Raw genomic sequence first — 14,637 nt, 5'->3', positions numbered from 1 at the left:
TAATAGACTGATGTTATGAGTTTCATTAACTTTACACACGGTTTGACTCCCAAAACCTGATTCTTCTTAGCAGGCATCTTTTTGTTGGCCAAACATATTTGATTAAATCAAATATCTAATGTCTTCGAGCTGATAGGGTTCGGGGAGTTTAAACCCGTTAACTAATATTGTTGGAGTAAAAATTACCTTAGTGCTGCGACACCAGTTTTCTTGCTTCATCAAGAGGGGATCAGGATATACAAATCCCAATAGTGGAAATTTTTCACTCCAACTATTGAAATTTTGCCCCTCTTTACTATACCAATTGGTTAATGCTTTTCTTGCTATATCTGCTTGCTCTAATTTTAGTGAAATGATTCTCTCCCCCACGTGATAATTTTCTGAATCTGAAGGGTCGCCCAATAATGAAAATACAAATCGTACTTGTAGTGTTTCATCAGAATGTAACCATTTTTCAATTGTCTTGTGCGATCTTCTACAGGCAGAACAACTAGGACTTGAAACAATAGTAATGATGTTCTTTGGCTCATTAGCACCAAATATTACTGCAAATTCTTCATCTGGTTCTGCAAACCTTTCTTGCGCTAATAGGGCTGATCGAAATATTGCTGGATTCCTTTTGAAAGAATTTAAACTATTCCTCGCAGCTACAACATATTGCTTTGTTTTCAAAAACGGCTTTATTAAAATCCATATTGTAGTTGGGACAAGGAATAAGATTATAACTCCAATTAAGTCCGAAGCTGACGGAAATGAGAAACTTTCTGAAAATACTTTAAAGCTAAACAAAAACTCGCACCACAAGATCACCTGTGTGCTAACGCACAGAACGCACCATTTTTTCGCTACAAAATATTGGTAGTAAATAGAATAGAAAGTGTAGGGTAATGCAAGGATGTTTATGAGCGCCAATATTTGGAGAACTGCTGTGGAATTAGCATAAAATAGAATGATAAGAAAAGTTGATATAAAGTAAAAAAAACCAATTTCGGACCAACTAATCTCTTCTGTAAGTTTTGCGGCCTTCGAGGCTAAAATGCTTTTGCAATCTGTCTTTTCACCACCACAAATCTTTTTAATAAAGCTATTATTTGTATCTATGCTTTGTATCAGCAGTAAAATACTAACTACCAGACCCATTAGCTTCACTATAGTCCAACCTATTACTGAAAAAGAAAACGAATAAACATATTCAAGATTTTGAAATAAGATTAATAATAAAATTATCGCAAAAGAACTTATTATATAAGGATAGCGAAGGGAATGAACAATATCGCGCCTTTTGTTTATCTCATATTCATCTTCCACCGCCTCACTTTCTTCGTCAACAACTAAAATTGATCCGGTAAAGTATTGATCAAAGCTTGATTTGGAAAGGACTTCCTTTTTGGAATTTTCACTCGAAATTGTAACTTTATCATTAATAATTTCACGTACAAGTATAAATTCTCCACCATTCCTGGAAATGTGAGAAATGAATGGACACATTTCGTTATCCAACTCGTAACTTTCTAAATTATACGCACCATTGGTTATCTGAAAACCACTAAGCACCTCACTGATGCCTAAGAAGGAGAATTGATCTGGATGCTTTTCTAGCTCCCCATAAATTGAGGAGTGAGAAACTGGAAACTTTAGTTCATTAACCAGCTTATATACTAGGTTCGAAAGGGATTTAAGAGTCATATTGACTAATATTTTACAAATGAATAAATTAATTGCCGAAATTTTACTTTAACAGAAAATTCTGTTAAAGTAAAATTAAATTGGTTAGCAGTAATATGGTCCGCACCAAGGAGTATTGTCAGTAGTCGTGTCGCAATCACTCCCAAACGAACATATACCGCTTCCAAGTTGGCCACTGCATCCACAATACTTATGACGCTCACCGGTGTGACAAGCACACGCCTGGTGAACAACACCATCTGAGCAGGTTATTGTGCAATTACCTGCTGGTCCGCTACCATAGCCACCGGTAATTTTTTTCATCTGCTCCCTGGTTAGCATCTCTTTGATGCCGCCAAGCTTCAAACTTAATTTTTTCATTAATTCAGTTTTAGTGCCCCTCTTATCGGTAGGGCTGCTCCGATCCTGTGTTACCAAAGACAGGCATCTTTACTGTCGGCCAACAATTTCTTGACTAATCATCTCTTTTTCAGAGCTTATTATAAATAGAAAATATATTTCGAGAACCGTCACAAGTCCGATCACTCATAAACAAATTTATCAAACCAAGTTAATCTTACGTTTATTAGAATATATTAGCTTTAATTTAAAAGTAAACAGTAAATTTTGGCGCACACATTAATTTAAAGAATAAATCTTACTTTAACAGAAACTCCGTTAAAGTAAGATTTAATCGGTTAGCAATAATATGGTCCACACCAGGGCGTATTTTCAGTGGTTGTATCACAGTCACTACCCGTACAAATACCACTCTGCCCACAGCCACATCGTTTGTGCATTTCGCCGGTGTGACAAGCACATGCAGGGTGAACTACTCCCCCGCAAGTAATGGTGCAATTACCCATCGGCGGATTACCATAACCACCGGTAATCCTTTTCATCTGCTCTCTTGTTAGCATTTCTTTAATGCCCCCAAGCTTCAAATTTAATTTTTTCATTATTTTAGATTTACGCCCATATTTTCCGGGTTTGGCTTCTCCCGTTCCTGTTTTACCAAAGACAGGCATCTTTATCGTCGGCCAACAATTTCTTAATCGATTTATTGAAAAACACAAACATGATTATCAGAGAATAAATAAAGATTTTTAGAGAGGTGAATCTGCCATTTTTAAGACTAACAAATGATTTGATAGATAAACGGATTATTCTAGCTCGCAAAAATTGAATATCTAATGGATAACTGAGCAGGTTCCCAATACCCAATAAATTATCAAAAGATGATCTTACAAGAGAAGATTTCACATATGAATGAGCGAGCGTCATAATGAGAGCTTTTATATTTGGTTAGAGGCGTCTAAGTCAGCAGGGAGTATTCCGAAAGCCAAATCTTAAATCACTTACCCTAAATTAAAAAAATATAATCTAATAACAATTTTTTTAAAAAAAAATTAGTAAAAAAAATAAACCTATATTAACACCATTAATTTGATTGCCAATCAAATATTACCTAACGCAATTTTAAGTTATTAATGATTAGTTAATCATAATGAAGGTGGTTATCAGTTGATATATAAATTAAAAAGACCTGACAAGAAATATGAATTTTATTCACAGCTTCTATCCAGATCATAAAGAATCTGATTTGATTTCCTCAAAACAAGGATTTATTTCTCCAGAATTCAATTGGATGAGTTGGAGCCTCAGCTGTCTTCAAATCTTTCAACTTTACGGATCTGTTACGCTATATACATCAAATCTTGGCAATGAAATTTTAATCGAAAAACTCAAGCTGCCATATACAAATGTAATAATTAATGAATTGAACTATCATCCAAAGCTCTGGGCGCTGAATAAGATTCACACCTACTCCTTACAACAAGAACCTTTTATACATATTGACGGCGATGTATTTATCTGGGAGAAATTTGATACTAGCCTAGTCAATTCAGAATTAATTTCGCAAAACATCGAAAATTGTGATCTCTTTTATAGAACCATTATAAATGAGCTAATTTCAAAAGGAGTTGATTTTCCAAAAAAAATATTCGACCAGATTAGAGATAACCGGAATATTAAATCGTGTAATGCGGGTGTTTTTGGGGGTACAGATACCGACTTTTTTTCAGAATACGCGAGTCTTGTATTTTCATTTGTAAATAACAATTATGACAAAATTCTAGATACTGGACAAAAAGACGTAAACATGGTATTTGAGCAACTTTTCTTCTACCACCTCGCAATAAAAAATGAAAAAGCTATAGCGTGTTTCATTCCAGAAGAAATAAGTGACATGAACTACCCCGACTTAGCAAACTTTCATGATGTACCTTTCAAAACAAAATACATACACATGTTGGGCAAATACAAGCAAAATCCAGAAGCTTGTAAAATGCTAGCAAAAAGGCTACGTTTAAGCTTTCCAGATCATTACTATAATATTATAAATTTTTTACAAAAAGAAAATGTTAAAATGTATATGGGCGCGTATAATTTAAACGATCTTTCTATCTCAACCAAATTAGATTTAAACATTACTTCGTTTTATGATGACCAATTAAATCAACAAAAAGCGGGGGAAATTGTATTTTCAAATACGCAGTTTTTTTTAGAAGCAACATTTACTACAAACTCTTATATTATCGAAAATTACGACCTAAATACCATGCCGTCGAGTATTAAAACTATTTGCAGCTTAGAGGGAAAATTAATAGACCTAACCATCGATGAAATGGAATGCATAATTCTTGATGTATTGCGAACGCCTAAAACAATTGAAGGCCTTTTAACAGAACTAAGTAAATACTTTGATACTAATCTACAGGAAGAAGAGAAGAAAGATCTATTAGATCTTCTTAAATTAAAAATTAGGCGAGGTTGCGAAAATAATATTTTTCATATAGTTACAGATAATATTAATCAAACTGCTAAACATGAGGAAACATAGGAAAAGAACTAGTTTTAGCGAGCTTTATAGTTCAACAATCTTCACTGATGTATATAAAAATAATTTGTGGGGTGGATCAAAGGGTGAGTTCTATTCGGGAACGGGATCACATAATTCTCATATTTCAATATATACGGATGCCATAGCTAATTATATTAAAGATAATCAACTAGAAACTATCGTAGAGATAGGATGTGGTGATTTTAACGTATCCTCAAAAATTTTAACACTTCTGGATCAGTCTGATTTTAATTACCGCTATGTTGGATATGATGTTGTTAAAAATTTGATTGTTAGGAATAATAAGCTTTATAGTTCCCCTAAGATCAAATTTATTTTTAAAGATTCTTCAAGTGGAAATCTTGAACATGCAGATTTATTAATTATAAGACAGGTCCTCCAACACCTTAATAATAAATCAATTAAAAAAATTATTAATAAATTCGAAAACTATAAGAATATTATCATCAGCGAACATCAGGTTGCTGAAAAATATGAATCCGTGATCAAACCTAACATAGATAAAAAAACAGATGCAACTAACAGAATTCAATTTAACTCAGGAATATACCTAGAGCGGGAACCGTTCAACTGTAAAATTGAGAAGCTTGTATGCTCCATTCCGGAAAATATTGCTGGATTTGATGCATCTATTAATACATATCTATTAGTCAACCAAAGTCAACGCTAAATCTATCAATTAAGGATGACTAAGAGAGCTTGGGTGGTTCAGGTTCCCTTGAAAAAAAGAATGCAACTTTATAATCGCGAAACAGCATTCCTTGTTTAACATAACATTTTGCAGATATTTAATAAAATGGTGAGCAAGATTAGATCAAATCTTGGTCACCAATGTCTGGTTCATATTCTTATACAGAAAGCTACTCAAATAACATAGGCCCGATGGAAAATTCCAACGGGCCTATTTCTATATAAATTAAATGTCTTACTTAAAATAAGTCAACTATCTAAACAGCCTGATCTCAGAAGCCTGGAAGTTGTTCTCGTTCCATGTTGCAGAAATTTTCCAACGATAGAACACAAATGGTCTCGGATTGGCAACGGTAAAATAGAATAACTGTTTGTACTGATTTCCGCCCAAGGTATATAAACTGCTGGTCATCGTTCTTGAATCCAATACCGTCCAATCAATATTGTCCATTGAGCCTTCTAAAGTCCATGTTTTCGGATCTCTTCCATCAGAGTCATTCGCATTTCCAATACCATAGATTTTAACCGTCTCAGCAGATGCAAACTGGAATGTAAATGACAATGGCAATGGAGGACCGCCAAGGAATATCTTAGTTTCTAAATTGTTGTCTACCAATTTGGCAGCATTTTCATTCGTGTTGCCCGTATTGTCGGTAGATCCTACGAAGGACAATGCGCTGGTAGTGATGTTATCAGCTATTCCTTCAGTAGTAACATATTTATCTAGTTCTATCACAGAACCTTTATCTGTGGTAACAGTAACAGTGAAATTGTTAAACGACCCTGCTTCGTATTTCCTGGTTGGTGATAAGGAGGTAGACGTTTCTCCTGGATTAACATCTTTAAATGTCCATTTAGCAGAAGCAATCTTTGCTTTGCTCGTCAAATTAAACCTAACTTCGTTCTCTGCTCCAGTTTTGGTAGCTGTAATTTTAACAACGCTATCTGGAACAATCTTAATGTCAACCAACTTTCTTGTGCTTCCATCTTCCGTATTGAAAGATGTCAAATCTACCTGATAAGTACCAGTAGTTTTGTAAACGTGTGATGGAGATACTGTTGTCAATAGAGAATCGTCTCCAAAACGCCATTCTAGCCTGTTAAAATCCTTAGATTTATTCACAAAACTAAAGGTGAACGGATCGTCTCCAGGTACAACCTGAAAATCTGTTAATGGAAGTTTTTCAGAACCCGTTTGGTCCTCAACAATTACCTGATCTTTCTCGCAGGAAGTTAATATCGCTGCAAAAAGCAGCAATAACATTGGTGTAAATATTTTTTTCATTTTCCTTGGGGGGATATTAAATTAATAATAAACGAAAATAAACAAATATTGCTCCATAAAACGATTTAGTATCCCATGTAGCTAGTTTATTACATTATTTTGTCATCGAAAAAACACATCGTATTGCGCTTACTAAAAGGATTGCTATATTTAATAACCAATTATAAACCATTCATGAAGTCACCAATAATTTTCGCCGGATATTCTACCTTTTTTTTCGTAGCGCTAACCCTCCTGTTTTCTTGTCGGCAAACAAAAGAAAAAGCCTCAAATGAAGGGTCTGAAAAACCCCTATTTGTCCTTCTTGATTCTTCACGTACAAAGATTTTATTTAATAATGTGGTAAAGGAAGATTTCAATAACAATGTGGGTGGGTTTTATCAGGGCTTTTACAGCGGTGGTGGTGTTGCTGTTGGCGATTTAAATAATGACGGTACAGATGAGATTTACTTTTCCGGGAACATGACCGGAAACAGATTGTACCGAAATAAAGGTAACATGCAGTTTGAAGACATCACTGAAAAAGCCGGAGTAGTCGGCAGGGCCGACAGCTGGAAGAATGGGGTAAACATGGCGGATGTAAATGGAGACGGATTGCTGGACATATATGTTTGCTATTCCGGAAGGGAGGTAAGTCCGAAAACAAGAAACCAATTGTTCATCAATCAGGGTCCAAATGCCCAGGGAATTCCAACATTTGTTGAGGAGGCTGAAAAGTACGGTGTAGATGATCCTTCCTACAGTGAGCAATCCATCTTTTTCGATTACGATAAGGATGGTGATCTGGATCTGTTCTTATGTAATGACAATGCTAAAGTGTTAAGTAACCTGGACGACATCACCATCAAACAATTGAAAACGCAGGAGGACCCTGCTGCCAGGTCAAAATTGTTTAGAAATGACAATGGTCATTTCAAGGATGTAAGCAAAGAGGCTGGAATAGATATGTCTAGCTTGTCGTACGGCCTGGCTGGCGGCGTTGCAGACATCAACGGTGATGGATGGCCAGACATCTACTTGTCTAATGATTATGCGGTTCCGGATAGGCTCTACATCAACAACAAAAACGGAACGTTTACCGATCAGGCACCCAAAATGCTAGACCACCTTTCTCTCTTTTCAATGGGAAACAGCATAACGGATGTAAACAACGACGGACTGCAGGATATTTTTACATTAGACATGCTTCCAGAGGATGACAGGAGACAGAAGCTGCTTGCCGGCCTGGATAATTACGAAGTATTTAATATCAATCTTCGAAACGGTTTCTATTATCAGTATCAGCGCAATATGCTCCAAATCAATAACGGAGATGGCTCCTTCAGTGAAATTGGTCAGCTAGCCGGTATTTCAAATACAGATTGGAGCTGGGCTCCATTGTTTGCTGATTATGACAATGATGGCTGGAAAGATCTTTTTATTACAAACGGCTATATGCGCGACTTTACTAATATGGACGTGCTTAAATACAATGAAGAGTACATGATGAGCAAGAATGGCGATATCGCACCTTCAGATTTGGTTGCCATGTTAAAGCATGTTCCCTCTTCAAACGTAAAAAATTACATCTTCAAGAATGAAGGGAATTCTTTGTTTAAAAACAAGGGGGCTGACTGGGGAATAAACATTCCTTCTAATAGTAATGGTGCCGCATACAGCGACCTGGACAATGATGGGGATTTAGATCTCATTGTAAATAATATCAATAAGACTCCATTTATCTATCAAAACCAAACCAATTCTTCAAAGAATTACCTGAAGGTAAGATTAAAAGGATCTGGTAAGAACACAGATGGTTTGGGCGCACTAGTTACGGTATTTAACAAAGGAAAACAGCAGTGTATCGAACAAATGCCATCAAAAGGATATTTATCTAGTGTTTCACAGAACATTCATTTCGGATTAGGCAGCGAGAAGATTGTTGACTCTGTTAGGGTGGTTTGGCTAAGCGGAAAGAAACAAGTACTGACTCAGGTAACTGCTAACAAGCAATTGATACTTAGTGAAAGCGATGCAAAGGAAAATTATCAAAGACCTAAAAAAGAAAATCCGGTATTTAAAGAGATACCCTCTCCTATCCTGGCGGCACAAGTTAAAAATGACATCAACGACTTTAAACGTCTGCCACTGCTGGTCAATTCGTTATCTTTTGACGGGCCATGTATGGCCAAGGCTGACCTCAATAATGACGGACTGGAAGATGTATTTGTAGGTGGTGATGTAAATAAGCCCGGGGCTATTTTTATCCAACAGCGGGGCGGTAAATTCCTGAAAGATGATCGTCCGTTTAAAGCGGATGCGATGAGTGAAGATACTGACGCATTATTTTTTGATGCTAATGGAGATGGTCACACAGACCTGTATGTGGTGAGTGGGGGTTACGGAAACTATAAAGATGGTGATCCTCTTTTTCAGGATAGGTTATACCTGAATGATGGAAAAGGGAAGTTGACAAAGGCAATAGATGCACTGCCTGAAATGCATATAAGTAAGAGTTGCGCCAAGGTTGGCGATTTTAATGGAGATGGTAAACCTGATTTGTTTGTCGGAAGTCGCGTGATGCCAGGTTCCTATCCTGAAACACCGGAAAGCTTTCTGTTGATTAATGATGGGAAAGGTCATTTTACCAACCAAATTACAAAGATTGCTCCTGATTTGGCACGTATAGGTATGGTAACTGATGGGGCTGTTCTTGACTTAAATGATGACAGAAAAGACGACTTGATTATTGTTGGCGACTGGATGCCAGTTACGATATATATCAATGAAGGCGGAAAACTGAAAAACAGAACTAAGCGCTATTTCGGAAGAGACTATTCAGGTTGGTGGAATACTCTAAAGGTTGAGGATATGAATGGCGATGGGAAACTTGATCTTTTGGTGGGCAATCTTGGTTTAAACAGTCAATGTGTTGCCAGCGAAAAGCTGCCCGCTGAAATGGTTTATAAAGACTTTGACGACAATGGGGCCATAGACCCAATTTTGTGTTTACCAATTATGGGGGTAAGTTGTCCTTACCTCAGCAGGGATGAATTGTTAGACCAAATCAGCCTGATGCGGCAAAGGTTTCCAAATTATTCAAGTTTTGCTAACGCAAGTTTGACTCAGTTGTTTACCCCTGAAGAGCTGCAAGGCGCTAAGAAATTAAAAGCTACCTACTTTAAAACCGCCTATTTTGAAAACTCTGGTAAAGGGAAGTTTGCAGAGAAACCCCTACCTGTTGAGGCACAATTTGCGCCGGTATTCACGATCAACTCTTTAGATTTTAATAATGATGGACACAAAGATTTACTCCTTTGCGGAAACATCAACCAGTCTCGTATCCGTTTTGGAAAATATGATGCCAATCACGGCGTATTACTAGCAGGCAATGGTAAAGGTTCATTTAAATATGTAACCAATAGTGGGCTAAACCTTAAGGGTGACGTGAGGAGTGTGATTCAACTCAATAATACGTTGCTATTTGGCATCAACCAGCAGAAAATGAGAGCATTTACATTAAACAAATAATCTAGCAGCCAGCTTCGAAAGCTAAATATCTGACTAGCTTAAAACAAAAAAAGGCAGCTGATAAAATACAAGCTGCCTTTCTTATCCTATAAAAATTCGTTATCTAAACAACCTAATTTCAGACGCCTGGAAGTTTGCACTGCCAGAAGTTGAGGTAATTTTCCATCTGTAAAATACGAATGGTTTTGGATCCGCGATTGTAAAGTAAAACAACTGTTTGAATTTGTTACCCCCAGCCACATATAATGTAGTTGACAAACTTCTCGAATCAAGTATAGTCCATGCGTTACCATCCATTGAACCTTCAATCGTCCAAACTTTTGGATCTCTGGTTTCAGAATCATTCGCATTACCAATAGCATAGATTTTTACTGTTTGGGCTGACGCATATTGGAATGTAAATGTCAACGGAAACGGAGGCCCACCTAGATAGATCTTAGTTTCCAAATTGTTGTCAATTAACTTCGCAGCATTTTCATTTGTATTGGTATTGTTTCTTGAAGGTGTGAAACCAATATTATTTTGGGTAATGTTTTCTGCTATTCCTTCCGGAGTAACAAACTTACTCAAATTGATAACTGATCCTTTATTGGTGATAATTTTAACGCTGAAAGAGTTGAAAGAACCTGCTTTATAAGTTCTAACAGGCGATAACTCTTGGCTTTTAACCGCCGGAGATACGTCGTTAAAAGTCCATTCAATACTTTTCACTGTAGCCTTTACAACTACAGAAAATTTAACTTGATTAGCTACACCGGTTTTAGTCGCCGTAATCTTCGCCGCACTGTCAGGAATGATATTGATGTCAACCAGTTTCCTGGTAACTGCACCGGTAGAAGAAAATGCTTTTAAATCTACCTGATACTTACCTGTAGTGGAATAAACATGACTTGGATTAACTGAAGTTGATAAAGAATCATCTCCAAATCTCCACTCTAATCTTGCGTAGTCTTTTGAGGTGTTTTTAAATTGGAAAGTGAATGCATCGTCACCTTTAACGATATCATAATTTGCTAGAGGATTGGTAATCACTCCTGTGTCTTCGATCGACACCAGCCTGTCTTTTTCGCAGGAGACTAATGCTCCCGCGAAAATTAACAGCGCTATTGGCTTTAATAAGTTTTTCATGAAATTGTGGTTTGGTTTATTTTACTTTTTTGCTGCTGGAGTGGTTAGCTCTTTCTGGTAAAGATCCAACCACGTACATCGTAAGTTGCTCTCACCATATAAAACTTAAAGATATGTCTTCCAGCCGGCAATTGTATGTTAATGTAATTTGGTTGTTGATCACCGTAAGCGCCTGGCGTGCCTTTCACCGCTTTATCTCCAGTAATGTCAACACCATCTATTAACACTTTATACTTACCGTCATTACCGTTAGAACCAATGATTGAGTTGAGTTCATAAGTACCGGCAGTTTCAACGTTGATGGTGTAAGTTAACCACTCACCATCACCAGTCCATCCTACGACACTTCTTGGGATATAATCACCGATATCAACCTGGTCGTTTGGTCTGAATGCTGAAACACCATCTTTACCACCATTGTCGTGGAACGCGATACCCTCACCACCTTCGTCGTAAATCGCCGCTGGAATCATTTCTGATGCCTTTCCGATAGTACCTGGTATCAAGAAAGGTGTACCTGTATAAACCCTGGCCAAATTTGGATCGTTCCCAACATAAGGTCTGGTTAAATAATTAGCATCAATCACAACTACAATGGTTTTGTTAGTTAAACTGGCTTGATATTTCGTAGGATTGGTAATTTTTAAACCCACTACCCACTTGTGATTAGTTCTTGACATCAATGTAGCAAAATTGGTAGTTAATGCCAAATTAGCCGTATTCTTATTCACGTCAAACAATACTTTACCTGTTCCTAAACCTACGCGGCTTGATGGAAGCAATTCAGCATTGGTGATCGCACCACTAGCAATTGCAGCATTAGCAGCAGAGTCACTTTGAACTACGTCAACCGTAAATGACGGACCCGCAACAGAAGACAACAATAATGGAACATTGACAGTGATATCTTGAGATCCAATAGAATAGCTTTTTGAATCTGGAATTAATAAAGTCTTACTAGTTCCAAATGATACATAATGAACAGCTTCTGGTGCAATCGTTTCGCCAGTTTTAACAACAACAATGGAAACATTCTTTCCAGCAGCGATATTGTTACCTTTCCCTGGAGACTGAAGTTTTAAAGCAAAAGCAACTCCTTTACCATATCTGGTTTCTAAGAACGACCTGCTGATTACCAAATCAAAAGTAGCGCTTGTAACACCAATGGGTACATTAAGAACTGTAGGAATAGAAAAGGTCCCGTTTTGTAAAGCAACAGTATTTGCAGGCAATGCCGATGAGGCAACTAAACCAGCAATAGTGTCAACATTGGCAACCAATTGAACAGAGAATGCGCGCGTCGTGGCTGCAGAAAACTGCACGGTAACAGGCACCGTTAATTCACCACCAGTTAAAGTGAAGGTACTTCCTGTACCTACGTCAGTTCTGCTCGCCACAGAGATACCAACCGAAGAAAATTGCTCTTTGGAGAGCACATCGTCCAGCTTTTCTTTTTCACAAGAAGCTGTGAAAAGTGCGACTAAAGCCAAAAGGCCAAAGCGCGAGTAAGTAAAAATTTTTTTCATTTTTTGTTCGATTTATTTAGGTAGTGTATGTAAACAAATATTAAGGGACCTGTAAATTAAATACAGGTCCCTGTATAATTAATTAGAGATCCAAACCTTACCGTCTAAAGCCCAAGCATCTTGACGAGCAATATTAAACCAGCTTAAAATTTGCGCTGGAATATCGGAGTTTTTAGGAACTAATGTACCTAAAGCTGTTATGCTTGGTGAGCATAATAGATCACTAAAACTCTCCCAGGCATATGTTCCCTGTAACGTAAAGTTAGCTGAGTATGGTCCAGCAATATCTTTCATAGTTGCGCCACTGCCTTCATTTAAAGGCCAGTAACCTACTAAATAATCGTAATAAGGGTGACTCGAATCCATGCTTGGATCACAAGAATATTGTTTAATAGTAGCTTCAGGTAAAGCATACTTCCAGATCTTAAGTTCCGCAAGATTGATGTTAATACTACCTAGATCACCATCACTTTCACCAGGGCTATAACCCACACGTAAAGGTGCATTGTTGTCAAAGTTTGGTTGACCGGTAAGTTTTACTTCCACGTTAACGGGACTTGATGGAGATCCACCCGGACCGTCCCAAGTACGGTTACTTCCATCCTGACCATTAGTAACGCCTTTAACACCATCAGTATACATTCGTACGTATCTGGAATTATCCGCTTTTCTCTCCACCGTAAATGTCAAATCATGCCAGGTACCGCCACTAAAATCTAAACCTCCAATCTCAGTGCCTCTGTCAAAGCCAGTACCTCCTTGACCAAAGAACCTCCATCCATTATAGAATAAGCAAATGTCCCATCCTGGATTTTCATTACCCCAGCCAGCTTGATCACGTTTACCTAGAATCGAAGGCCACTGATAGAAATAGTCTCCTCTACTCGTATTTCTTGGTTTGCTCTTCTTGACCTTTACAGAAACGGTAAAGTCACTGTTGCCAAAATTAAAGTTTGGAGATACTGTAGAAGCAGTTAAACCCTGAGTTTTATCAGGCTCACCTTTATAACGCACAGCAGCACCTGCGAAAGAATTTCCTAAGAAAGGTTTGCCAATGAAAGTGTTCTTGAAACCAGAATTATTGATAATGGTAAATACGTTTGCATTGGTATTACTAAATACTGTCTTATCATCTTGATTCGCCGGCAAAGTAAATTGACCGCCTCGGTTAGAGGTAATAATGATCAACCAATTTTCTTTAAGATAATTAGGTCGGGCTTTTACTGCGGTCAATAACTCACCAACTCTAGCATCAAATGCATTAATTGCCGCTTTATATGGTGCAAAAGAATTATCAAAACCAGATCCTGCTTGTTTACCAGCTGCCTCAATACCTGAGAATTGTCCCAAAACCAACGAAGCGGTATCAGATTTCAAGAAATCAACCATTCTTGTCTTAACTGCATCATCATTTGCTAATGCTTCTGAAACATCCGCACCACCCGTCAACTGTGTTTTAAACACAGAAGAAGCGGCAAATGTAGCGATACGTAATTTTGGATTTACTGACTTAATGCGTTGGAAAATTGCCGGATATTGTGATAACCGATTTGCAGCAAAATCTTCAGTCAAAACACCATGTTTTTCTTTCTTTACACCAGTGATCATATCTGCCCAATTGGTTGCGTCAACCTTACTGGTATCGGCCAATCCATTCCAGGTGTAAATTGAATTAGGAATTAGTGACTTAATATTCACACTCTCTGCATCCCTTACAGATGTTCCCCTAGCACCATCAGCGATGATGTAAAGTACTTTAGGAACCTTATATTCCACACCTGTATTAATTGCAGGAGCACCTGGTACAACTTTATCGAAATCGCTCTTACACGAACTCGCCAGGGCCAATACAAAGAGAGATGCACCAATATAAGATTGGTATTTAAAATTTTTCATACTCTTTAGTT

10 protein-coding genes are annotated in these 14,637 nt (G+C 37.4%); 3 read left to right on the top strand and 7 right to left on the bottom strand.

The genetic code is table 11. From position 1 onward, the window contains the following. Nucleotides 1-102 precede the first annotated feature (102 nt). From ACXZ1K_RS09595 to ACXZ1K_RS09585, 3 genes are all read right to left on the bottom strand, one after another. Complete coding sequence (locus ACXZ1K_RS09595) at nt 103-1,686, bottom strand: vitamin K epoxide reductase family protein (protein WP_458973168.1); 1,584 nt, start codon at nt 1,684-1,686, stop codon at nt 103-105. Nucleotides 1,687-1,770: 84 nt separating this feature from the next. Continuing rightward, nucleotides 1,771-2,103 carry a hypothetical protein gene (locus ACXZ1K_RS09590; RefSeq protein WP_458973167.1) on the bottom strand — a complete coding sequence of 111 codons (333 nt, stop codon included), beginning with the start codon at nt 2,101-2,103 and terminating at the stop codon, nt 1,771-1,773. Between the two features lie 260 nt (nt 2,104-2,363). After that, on the bottom strand, nt 2,364-2,693 hold the full coding sequence (locus ACXZ1K_RS09585) for a hypothetical protein (RefSeq protein WP_458973166.1): 330 nt from the start codon (nt 2,691-2,693) through the stop codon (nt 2,364-2,366). A gap of 530 nt (nt 2,694-3,223) precedes the next feature. Between ACXZ1K_RS09585 and ACXZ1K_RS09580 the strand changes: the two genes are divergently transcribed. Both ACXZ1K_RS09580 and ACXZ1K_RS09575 read left to right on the top strand, forming a co-directional pair. Next, a complete protein-coding gene (locus ACXZ1K_RS09580) occupies nt 3,224-4,570 on the top strand; it encodes a DUF6734 family protein (protein WP_458973165.1) in 1,347 nt (448 codons plus the stop codon). Then, nucleotides 4,557-5,261, top strand: coding sequence for a class I SAM-dependent methyltransferase (locus ACXZ1K_RS09575; RefSeq protein ID WP_458973164.1), 705 nt, complete (start codon nt 4,557-4,559; stop codon nt 5,259-5,261). Before ACXZ1K_RS09580 ends, ACXZ1K_RS09575 begins: the two co-directional genes overlap by 14 nt. 273 nt (nt 5,262-5,534) lie before the next feature. On the opposite strand, the gene ACXZ1K_RS09570 is transcribed toward ACXZ1K_RS09575, so the two are convergent. Beyond that, nucleotides 5,535-6,566 carry a PKD domain-containing protein gene (locus ACXZ1K_RS09570; RefSeq protein ID WP_458973163.1) on the bottom strand — a complete coding sequence of 344 codons (1,032 nt, stop codon included), beginning with the start codon at nt 6,564-6,566 and terminating at the stop codon, nt 5,535-5,537. A 174-nt stretch (nt 6,567-6,740) separates the two neighbouring features. On the opposite strand from ACXZ1K_RS09570, the gene ACXZ1K_RS09565 reads away from it, so the two are divergent. Next, the gene (locus tag ACXZ1K_RS09565; RefSeq protein ID WP_458973162.1) at nt 6,741-10,076 is read left to right on the top strand and encodes a VCBS repeat-containing protein; all 3,336 of its coding nucleotides are present in this window, start codon (nt 6,741-6,743) and stop codon (nt 10,074-10,076) included. Between the two features lie 99 nt (nt 10,077-10,175). Here ACXZ1K_RS09565 and ACXZ1K_RS09560 read toward each other — a convergent pair whose 3' ends face one another. The 3 genes from ACXZ1K_RS09560 to ACXZ1K_RS09550 all read right to left on the bottom strand — a co-directional run bounded on the left by ACXZ1K_RS09560 (nt 10,176) and on the right by ACXZ1K_RS09550 (nt 14,626). Next, nucleotides 10,176-11,204, bottom strand: coding sequence for a PKD domain-containing protein (locus ACXZ1K_RS09560; protein ID WP_458973161.1), 1,029 nt, complete (start codon nt 11,202-11,204; stop codon nt 10,176-10,178). Between the two features lie 44 nt (nt 11,205-11,248). After that, nucleotides 11,249-12,730: a hypothetical protein gene (locus tag ACXZ1K_RS09555; protein WP_458973160.1), complete on the bottom strand. Its 1,482-nt coding sequence runs from the start codon at nt 12,728-12,730 to the stop codon at nt 11,249-11,251. A gap of 78 nt (nt 12,731-12,808) precedes the next feature. Then, entirely contained in the window at nt 12,809-14,626 is a 1,818-nt protein-coding gene (locus ACXZ1K_RS09550) for a DUF4983 domain-containing protein (protein ID WP_458973159.1), read from the bottom strand. Between the last annotated feature and the right edge of the window lie 11 nt (nt 14,627-14,637).

The organism is Pedobacter jaeyakensis (assembly GCF_054461315.1).
The sequence above is the reverse complement of the archived record's forward strand: the minus strand, read 5'-3'. Positions and strand labels throughout refer to the sequence as shown.

Coding starts and splice junctions, on each gene's coding strand:
- ACXZ1K_RS09595 (WP_458973168.1), bottom strand. CDS start 1,686: ATGACTCTTAAATCCCTTTCGAACCTAGTATATAAGCTGGTTAATGAA.
- ACXZ1K_RS09585 (WP_458973166.1), bottom strand. CDS start 2,693: ATGCCTGTCTTTGGTAAAACAGGAACGGGAGAAGCCAAACCCGGAAAA.
- ACXZ1K_RS09580 (WP_458973165.1), top strand. CDS start 3,224: ATGAATTTTATTCACAGCTTCTATCCAGATCATAAAGAATCTGATTTG.
- ACXZ1K_RS09575 (WP_458973164.1), top strand. CDS start 4,557: ATGAGGAAACATAGGAAAAGAACTAGTTTTAGCGAGCTTTATAGTTCA.
- ACXZ1K_RS09570 (WP_458973163.1), bottom strand. CDS start 6,566: ATGAAAAAAATATTTACACCAATGTTATTGCTGCTTTTTGCAGCGATA.
- ACXZ1K_RS09565 (WP_458973162.1), top strand. CDS start 6,741: ATGAAGTCACCAATAATTTTCGCCGGATATTCTACCTTTTTTTTCGTA.
- ACXZ1K_RS09560 (WP_458973161.1), bottom strand. CDS start 11,204: ATGAAAAACTTATTAAAGCCAATAGCGCTGTTAATTTTCGCGGGAGCA.
- ACXZ1K_RS09555 (WP_458973160.1), bottom strand. CDS start 12,730: ATGAAAAAAATTTTTACTTACTCGCGCTTTGGCCTTTTGGCTTTAGTC.
- ACXZ1K_RS09550 (WP_458973159.1), bottom strand. CDS start 14,626: ATGAAAAATTTTAAATACCAATCTTATATTGGTGCATCTCTCTTTGTA.